This window comes from Pectobacterium zantedeschiae (assembly GCF_004137795.1).
GTDB classification, from domain to species: domain Bacteria; phylum Pseudomonadota; class Gammaproteobacteria; order Enterobacterales; family Enterobacteriaceae; genus Pectobacterium; species Pectobacterium zantedeschiae.
Genome location: NZ_NWTM01000001.1, coordinates 919229 through 928778 on the forward strand (window position 1 = coordinate 919229; position 9550 = coordinate 928778).

Genomic DNA, 9550 nt, shown 5'->3' on the forward strand with positions numbered 1-9550 from the left:
CTGCATCAATGTTACTCAAGTTCAAATTCCAGTCTCCCTGTTGTCCGCCGTTAGTGCGCACGAACGTACCGAAATCTTTTGCTTTGAAGTTATCGATAGTCAGGTTGGCATCAGCGTTTAACTGGAAAATTTTATCGGAAGCGCCCTGAGCACTGCTGTTGGTGATTTCAACGTTGGCAGGTTTACCGTTGTTTGATTTCACCGTCAACGCATCTTCGCCGACGTTGGTCCAGTGCACGTTATCAATTTTGGCATCGCCGCGAACGTGTACGCCATCTGCCGCATTATCACCAAACACCACGTTTTTCAGCGTTGCGCCTTGAGCCAGCTCAAACAGCGGTTTCTGGCCTTCAGCCTGACCGCCGTCACCTAATTTGCTGCTGGCGGTAAAGGTTTTGCCACCGCCATCAAAAACCTCACCGGGGCCAACTTTGATGGTGTCATTTACGACGGTGGGGTTAGCGCTGGCAGTAGGGAAGGAAACCGAGCCAGCACCTGCTGTTGAGGCCGTGGGCGATGTTGCCGAACCGCCATCAATGCCGGTTGGTGCGGCCGTTAGTGGGGCTGGAGTTGTTCCGCCGCTACCCCCGATTGATGAGGACGGCGCTGAAGGTGCCGCGGGTGAGCCACCGCCGCCGCCAGAAGGTGCGGCAGGTGAACCGCCATTACCACCGGATGACGCCTGCGGTGCGCTCGTTGACGGCGAACCGCCACCTTGTGACTGGCCGTTGCCTTGCGGCTGACCAAATTCACCTTTCTGTGAATCCATCAAATTACCGATCAATTCCAGCAGTGCTTTTAACAGGTCGTTGCCGCTCAGTTGGCCACCACCGTCTGCCGTTGGATTGATCGCGTTATCTAACGCGCTGCCTGCCGAATCTTGCAGCAGGGAACGGCTCAAGTCTTCTGGGTTTTGTGCGCTCCCCGCGCCTCCAGCACCGGATGAACCCGTCAGCGGTGAGGCACCGTTGTTGCCACCTGCTGCGCCTGACGAACCGGAAGAGAGCGGATTTCCCGCTTCCTGAGCATTCTTGCTTGGGATCAGCGCTTCCAACAATTTCATCAGCATATCGGTAGGACTGCCGCTTTGGCCTAACGCTGAATTTCCCCCATTGCCTGCTCCAGTCTGGCCCAGCGGGCTACTGTCTGTTGATGAGGGGGTATTGCTTTGTGAATTGGGCAGAAGGGCACTCAACAATGTGCCCAGCGCTTCCATCAACTGACTATCTTGCTGCTCAGAACGTGGTGACGCCCCACCGTTGCTGCCTGAAAGTGGGGAATTCAGACCTGTCGATGACAGACCCGCGCTGGGTTGTATGCTGAGCGTAATCGTCATATCAGCCATAACATCTCCTTGAAAGTAAATAGTGATGGGTTATTAACAGGCTTACGTCTGTTGCGTATTAAGTGAAGGGGCGTGTGATGTGGTTCCCGTGCGGGAAGAGAAAGATGACGGGAACCGAAGGGGGGAAATAACCACTTAACAGGCACGTTCACTTCATTACCTTTGGAACTTGTTATGCAGAAAATCCAGCATGCTCAGCCCAGTCTGCCCATTTCGGAAATCACGCCCGCCGCGTTAGCGAAAACATCGTTATCGCAGGGCAGTAGTACCAGTGCGAGCCAGAAAGGTGCGCAATCCCTGATTCAACAAGGTTTGCATGATAAAAACAAACCGCCCGAATTGGAGCTGGGCAGCAGTCACGTGAAAAGCCAGGGTTCTCGCTCGACGACTTTGCGCGAGCTATTTGCATTGGAAGGTATGAGTCAGCGTTCACCGCGCGCGTCTCGCGATTCGCTGGCGTCAGGTGGGCCGATCCAAAGTTTGCCGCGTTTTGTCTCCACTGCGGATGCTGACATCAAAATAAACGGCAGCCGTAATTCGATATCCGCCGCTAAATCCGATATCACGCTGGATAGCCACGGTAAACTTCAGTTCGGCAAAGGTTTACCGGAAGCCCTGACTACGCTGTTGCAACAGACTATAGGGAAAAACAGCCAACCGTTCGTTGCCCATCATGAAAATCAAGAGGCACAAGTGGGCGAACAACAGCATGCATTAGCCGACAAATCAGGGCGGCTATTCGTTATTCAAAGTGATGAGAATCAGCATATTGCACTCCACAGCAGCGGTCGCAGTGCGATGCCATCGGGTAAATCGGGTGTGGATAACGTACAACTGGAATCCACGCGGCAACATATCTCTCTGCAAACAAAATCAGGTGAATCCACGAGCGTGCCGCTATCTGGGCGGATGAATCATGAGTTATTGACCGGTATCCACCGGCAGCCCGACACCGTTTCAGGTACTGGTGAGCAATTACGCCTGCATGACGGCAAATTGTTTTCGTTGAACACCGAATTTGGCGTCTGGCAGCAAAGCAGTGATGTTCCTCATAGCCAATTATCCCGGCAGGGGGATAGTCAACTGTATGCGGTTAAAGATGACCACACGTTGAGCAATTTGTCATCAGGGACGGCGTCATCGACCTTCAGCGATAAGATTACGGCGTTCTCAGCCAACCAGAACGGACAATCGGCCGTACTGACCGAGCAGGATCACCTTACACAACTGCATCTGATGAGTGCATTGGATGCCACACCGCAACCGGTAGAGCTTAAGCTGGAAAAGGGTGAACCGGTGTATGCGAAATCGGTGGGGTTAACCTCAGAACATCTGCTGGTTGCCGATAATGACGGCAAACTTTACCGCGCACCGCTGCCTGAAGCGGGTGAGCAACATGTCACTTTAACGCCAGTCAGCACGTCTGGACTCAATGCGGCGTTGGGTGCAGATCATCGTATTACCGGATTTGCCCACGATGAACACGGGCAGGTACAGGCTCTCGCCACCGATCGTCAGGGGCAAAAACATGTCGCGCCTCTGGGGCAAAATGGGTTGTCGCCAACACCGGGGTGGAACCTGAGCGACAGTCTGGTGGTGGATAATAAACTGGGTCTGACGACGGAGGCACCAGCAGCGAAAGACACCTTAGATCTGGGACGACTGGGGCAAATTGGGCTACGTGACGGCAAAGTCCATTTTTACAATGACAATACTAAAAATTGGGAAGCGTCCAGCGTTGAAGCAAGCCAGCTGAAGCGCGGGCTGGACAATCAGGCTTATACGCTGAAAGGTGGTGAGATCACACCACTGTCCATCAATCAGAAATCAGCGTCGTTTACGCATGGTGACAACACCGTTTTTGCGCTGTCGCAGGTGCGTATGACGCCGTCTGAGGGCACTGCGCTCCCTGGAGTCACCAAGGACGACGGCGTATCGGCGATGGCAGTGATCAACCGCAATAAATTTATTGCGGTTGATAAGCAGGGCGATCTGCATTTTCACCAGATTAAACCAGGAACGGATAAGCCCGCCGTCGCGCCGCTGGCATTGCCTAAAAATGGGTTATCCGGCGAGATACAAGACATCACGCTGGATCATCAACAGACGTTGTTTGCTCTGAATAAGGAAGGGCAGCTCTTTCAACTGCCGAAAGACGACTGGCAAAATTCCGCGAACCATGACAAAGCACAATGGCAGCCAGTGACAACGCCCGCAGAGGGCAAAGTGAATTCGCTGGGCACGGATGCGCAGCATCATTTGCAGGTTGCGCATGACGATCATGAACTCCACACCCAACAAGGGAGCGCGTGGAAAACGACAGTACCGAAAGGGGAAACGCCATTACCTCCAGAAGCGCGTGCCGCAGAAACGGTGTTTGGTCGGCTTGATGTGGCGACAAAAGGAACGAAGATACCGTTGACCGGTGTGTCGGTTAAAGCCGATGTTCAGGTTCTGGGGAAAACGGGTGAAGAGTCACAGAAAGTTAAAAGCAAGCTGTCAGATTTGCTCAGAGCTCATGTTGTCTCCTTCTCCATGGAAGTACCTCGGCCGCTAAAAACCTTTGCCGACCGTGTGCAGCACCACATCAGCGGCCGCGAAGGTCTGAAACCCGTCTACGACATGCAGACTGCATTATTGAAAAAGCTGGATGCCACGACGAGCCAGCCGCAAGGGACGACGATGGATCTGGCGAGTAAGCTCGACAAACTGGGTTTGGGGGAGAAAGGGAAACCGTTGGTGAACCTGCTAAAACAGTTCCAGACTGAACTGGAAAGCAGCTCGGCCAAAGCGGCTCTGCTTATCGGCAGGCAGCAGGGCGTGGTGAACGATAACGGTGTGGTGAGCCCGGAAGGCAAACCTGCCCGCGTGCACGGCAGAGAAAAAGATTTGGCTCCGGTGCTGCTAGCGGCGATGGAAAGCCATCCGTCATCGAAAACGAGTACCGCCAGTACACTGATAAAAGCCTTTGTAGACAGCAAAACGCCGATAGCGCAAAAGCCAAATAGCGAAGCGTTTGGGCAGCAGCGTGATACCCATGATGCCCTGTCTTTGGCAAAAACGCGATTGGTGTTGGATACCCTGGTATTGGGCGATTTGCACAAACTGACCGACCGCGCTGAGGCGCTATCTGGCACGTCGCCGAATGAGGCGGTGTTGGCATCGATGATGAAGGAGCTTAATGCGCTACGGCAAGGCGAATATGGTGACAACCCGGTGAAGAAAATGACCGACATGGGATTCACCAACCATAAGTCGCTGGAAGCGGATTACGATTCGGTTAAAACCTTTATGAAGGCGTTCAGGAAAGAAGAGAATGCCGTCAGCGTGACCTCTAAAACCGTGATGCAAGCGACGAGCCAGACGGACATGATCGATAAAATGAAGGCGACCGTTTTGTCGTTGGACAGCAACGAAAGCATCGCTTTTAACCGGACCTATGGCGGCGGGGCATCCATGTCGTTTGTGGTTAGCGGTACGACATTACCTTTTCCTCCGGCACCGGGCGGTGGCGTCAGCGGCGAACGGAATTACAACCTGAGTTTTTCACGCGGTGAAAACGGCATCAATGTCGCCTTTGAGCGTTCGGGCGGAATCACTGGGAAAGTGAGCTACTCCGGCGGATATGACGTCAGCCAGTATCTGACAGGGAAAACCACAGAGAAGATGACGCAAAACATTAACAGCAAACACAGCTTTGCACCGGATGTCCGCGCGTCATTCGGCGTATCTGCCAGCCTGCAAATGGCACAGCAAAATGCTCTGAATTTTACCCTCAGCGAAGAAGAACTGCCCGGTTTTATTGACGGACTGTCGAGCGGTACGATCAATCCGCTTGCCTTGCTGGATAAAGGAGAGCAGCACAGCGTGAAGGCGGGTAAAACGGTCAGTTTCAATCTGGATAGTAATGCGGCGCTGGAACTGCGCGGTGGGATAAACCTGACAGAAAAAGGGGCGGCACCCACCAGTGCCACGTTACGCGGCTCTGTCGGCCTGACGGCGAGCGCCAATATCCTGTCTGGCACGAGTTCGTCCAGCGTCGCACAAGGTGAAAAATCCACCACCTACACCGAATCTGACAACCGTCTACGTTTCATGAATCAGGCAGCGATGGGGGCAAACGCGACCATTAGCGCCGGGGCAGCCAGAAAAACCCCAGAAGGGACGGTTCCGTTCTTTACCTCAGCCAGCATCGGGGTGAATGTGGCGGCGGATTCGCGCACTAACCAATCTATTAGTCTGGGTATGAAAAAAGCCGAACCGTTGGAGAAAAAGGATATTGACGCGTTGACCAAGACGCTGAATTCCGCATTCAACGATCCTGCCAGCCAGTTGTTGATCGACGGTGTGAAAAAAATCGCGGAACCGGACGATCAGTTGGCCATTTTGACTGAGCATTTTGCGGATAAAACAGCCACAACCACCGATCAACATCAGGGATTACTGAGTCTGAAAAAGCTGAACGTGCGGCAGGATGTCGCGCAGCGCGATGGGGCAACGCTGGATAGCGTTAAGCATACGACGTCCTACACCAATCTCAGCAAACTGACAGAAAACGGGCTGTTTCAGGTCATTGGCAACCATCTGTTCTCTTCGCTCCCGCCGAGCAACGCCGACCGTATCAATCAGATGATTGCGGACAACCCGGCGCTGAAGGATATCGTGAGCCGCTTGCAGGATAGTGACAGAGCCTCGGTGACGGTTGGATTAGAACTGAAAGACGATGTGCGGGAGAAGATAGAAAAGGGCATCCAGAACAAGACGCACGGTAAAGATGATGTTATCGCGCTGTTTAAAGATGGCAATAATTTACGTCTCGCCAGCATCGATGTCTCGCAGACGGTGAAGAAGAGCGAGGGGTTCAATACCCCGGCGGTTATCATCAACGCCTCAAGCAGTGCGGGCGTGAGCATGAATAAACTGCTGGGCAGCGTCAGCTTCAGCTACGGACAGGATCAAACCGTACCACAAAGCTACAAACTGAGCGGCGAGATTGCAAAAGCCAATCCTGCCACCGCCAATGCGTTGCAGCAGTTACAGCAAGAAGGTCTGCAACTGAAAAGTTAATTGTGATTAGGGAGAACAGCATGACACCAACACAACAGCATATTACCCGCTTATTACGCCATTATAGTGCGCTCAGCCGGACTCAACTGGGTTTGCAGGACGGCATTTGTGCGCTGAGCGAACCCGACGGGCAGGAGGCGGTGGTTTTGGAAGTCCCCGCTAACAGCAGCGTACTGCTATTGCACAGTGATGTGATGCGATTTCAGGAGGAAGTCGGCGCAGCGGTGTATCAACTGATGCTGATGCTCAACTTTGAAATGGCGGCGATGAAAGGCTGCTGGCTAGCGCTGGATGAGAATTCGACGCTGCGTTTGTGCACTCAGCACACCGCAGAATCGCTGGACGAATCAGGCTTTACCGCGCTGCTGCCTGCGTTTATCAGCCAGGCAAAAGAGACTCGACTGCTGATTCGCGGTTTATTACCACGGCTCATGGCGGCGTAACGCAGCAACCTATTGATCTATGGCAATAAAGGCCAGCATTGTTTCGCTGCCATCCAGAATGTCAGATTGGATAGCCTGTCGGGCGGCGCTGGCATCACGTTGCTGTAGAGCTGCGAGGACGTCTTCGTGATGTTCGATCGCCATCTGCACGGAAAAATGCGCATAGGCCTGCGCAATTAGCGGGCCGGTGCGCATCCACAAGCTGCCAATAAACTGTGTCAACAGCGGCATACGCGCTGCCTGCGCCAGAAACAGGTGAAATTCGCTATTTAACCGCAGCGCTTCGCGTAGATTTTTCTCGTCGATTGCCAGACGATTTTGACGAATATTCTCTTCAATCTGCTCCAGCATCTTCGGCGTAATGTGTGCGGCGGCCTGTTCGGCCCCCGTGCCCTCAAGCGCCAACCGCAATGTGCGGATCTCGATAAACTGGGCTTCGGTCAACTGGGGAACGCGGATATCGCGCGGCGTTTTGAGCACCAGCGCCTGTTCTTTTGCCAGTTGCAGGATCGCATCTCGCACTGGCGTTACGCTGGTGCCAACCTGTGCAGCAAGCTCCCGTATTCTCAGGCGATCGTCCGGTTTAAGTTGACCGGTGATTAACGCTTCACGCAGCATGGTATAAACGCTGGAGCCCAGATAGCTGTGATTGATCTGCCCAATTGGATAATTCACGGTTCCCCCAGAGAGAAGTGCTGCGTAATGTGATGAGATAGCGATATGGGTTGATACCGCAACTGTCTGCGGTGATGAGGCGCTAATATACAATATGATGCATCAACGAGGCTATGGGGCTGGCGTCTCTCGGGAGAAAATTGGCAAGAAAAGGTCGTCAAATACGCAGTATTGTATGACGAGGTGTAACAAAACTAAAATTATTGGTTAGGTGGATATTTTATCTCGACTTAACGCAAACCTGTTGTCATAAAATTATATATTACCTGACATATTGAGCTTGGTAATTAACGGTTCTACTATGCCGAAAAAATTATTATCATCAGGGATGAAACCATGCGTGGTTTTTTTGGGCTGATTGCTATCATGCCTGCGTTATTTTCTTATACCGTATTTTCCGCACAGCTTAATCCAGCAGACAAAAATGATATTCAGCAGCGTCAGGCCGAGGTGATCGATCAATCGCGGCAGCAACGTGATGACTTATTACAGTTAAATCAGCCTCAAGCGACGATAAATCCAGTTGGCGGAAGCGATGCCGGACACTGTTTTAGCATTAAGGAAATTAATTATCACAATAGCTCGCTGCTGCGTGAAAGGGATAAAAACAGGTTAAATAAAGATTATATTAATCGTTGTGTTAATGTTAATAACATCAATCAGCTGATTCATGATGTCAGTAATTGGTATATCGAACGGGGTTATATTACCAGCCGAGCCTTTATTTCTGAGCAAGATCTTTCTAACGGAGTATTACAAATTGATATTCTGGAAGGACGCCTCGAATCTATTAACATTAATAACCAATCGACGTGGGCAATAAAGCAGGCCTTTCCTGGGCTAGAAGGCGAAATTCTCAATCTTCGCGATATTGAGCAGGGCATGGAGCAGCTTAACCGCATGCCGACGCAGCAGGTGAGTATCGAAATTCAGCCCGGTAGCCAGCCTGGTTATTCTATCGTGAACCTCACCAGCAAAAATCAGATTCCGCTGACGGCAAACATCAGTATCGATAATAGCGGACAGAAAAGTACTGGGGATCAGCAGCTAAACGGCGGCCTGTGGGCGGATAACGTGCTGGGGCTGGCCGATCAGTGGTTTATCAACGGCGGGCACAGTAGCGAATTTCGCGATAGTCGCAATGCCGAAAGCCTACAGGCGGGGATATCATTACCCTATGGCTACTGGACGCTCAGCTACGACTATTCTCAAAGCCGTTATCGCAATGATTTTATTAATCGAGATTTTCTCTGGCATTCAACCGGCGACAGCCAAACGCACCGTGCCACGCTATCACGTGTGGTGTTTCGCAATGGCGACATGAAAACCAGCCTCTCGGCGGGCATGTCACACCGCATCGGGCAAAACTACTTGAACGATGTTCTGCTGCAATCCAGCAGTCGCAAACTGAGCAGCGCAATTATCGGTATTAATCACAGCCAGAAACTGTGGGGCGGGTTGGCGACACTCAATCCGGCTTATAGCCGCGGAACGCGCTGGTTTGGCGCAGAAAGCGATGACGGTAAATCTGACGATGCGCTGCGTGCCGAATTCAACAAGGTGACGCTGGCGGCCAGTTATTACTACCCCATCGCCAACAATCTTCATTACCTCACCAACCTCTATGGTCAGTATTCACCACAGCGCTTGTATGGCAGCGAACAGGTGACGCTGGGCGGGGAAACCTCTGTGCGTGGTTTCAAAGAGCAATACCTTTCTGGTAATCGCGGTGGTTACTGGCGCAACGAAGTCAACTGGCGGGCGGCACAGTTGCCGCTGTTGGGCAGCGTCACCCTGACGGCAGCGGTGGACGGCGGGCACCTTTTTTCGCAACAGGCAGATAGCGAATCGGCGGGTACGTTGTGGGGGGCGGCGGTAGGAATGGGCGTTGCTAACCAATACCTCTCACAGCAAATCACGGTTGGCTGGCCGTTGGCACACCCCGACTGGCTAAAACCGGATCACGCCGTTGCCTATTATCGCGTTGGACTTTCTTTTTAATTGTTAATTTTTAACGTTT

Annotated in this window: 5 protein-coding genes; 3 read left to right on the forward strand and 2 right to left on the reverse strand. The window is 52.4% G+C overall.

The window, feature by feature from the left end; translation table 11 throughout:
• The coding region (locus tag CLR69_RS04240) for a pectate lyase (RefSeq protein ID WP_242451540.1) at nucleotides 1–1345 on the reverse strand (1345 nt) is incomplete at its 3' end.
• 174 nt (nucleotides 1346–1519) lie between these two features.
• On the opposite strand from CLR69_RS04240, the gene CLR69_RS04245 reads away from it, so the two are divergent.
• A complete protein-coding gene (locus CLR69_RS04245; protein ID WP_129711154.1) occupies nucleotides 1520–6412 on the forward strand; it encodes an AvrE-family type 3 secretion system effector in 4893 nt (1630 codons plus the stop codon).
• Nucleotides 6413–6432: 20 nt separating this feature from the next.
• On the forward strand, nucleotides 6433–6855 hold the full coding sequence (locus CLR69_RS04250) for a type III secretion system chaperone (RefSeq protein ID WP_129709525.1): 423 nt from the start codon (nucleotides 6433–6435) through the stop codon (nucleotides 6853–6855).
• 9 nt (nucleotides 6856–6864) lie between these two features.
• Here CLR69_RS04250 and CLR69_RS04255 read toward each other — a convergent pair whose 3' ends face one another.
• Nucleotides 6865–7530 (reverse strand): GntR family transcriptional regulator, encoded by a 666-nt coding sequence (locus CLR69_RS04255; protein WP_129709523.1) that lies wholly within the window; start codon nucleotides 7528–7530, stop codon nucleotides 6865–6867.
• A gap of 336 nt (nucleotides 7531–7866) precedes the next feature.
• Between CLR69_RS04255 and CLR69_RS04260 the strand changes: the two genes are divergently transcribed.
• Nucleotides 7867–9531, forward strand: a complete 1665-nt coding sequence (locus tag CLR69_RS04260; RefSeq protein ID WP_129711155.1) for a ShlB/FhaC/HecB family hemolysin secretion/activation protein — start codon at nucleotides 7867–7869, stop codon at nucleotides 9529–9531.
• Nucleotides 9532–9550 lie beyond the last annotated feature (19 nt).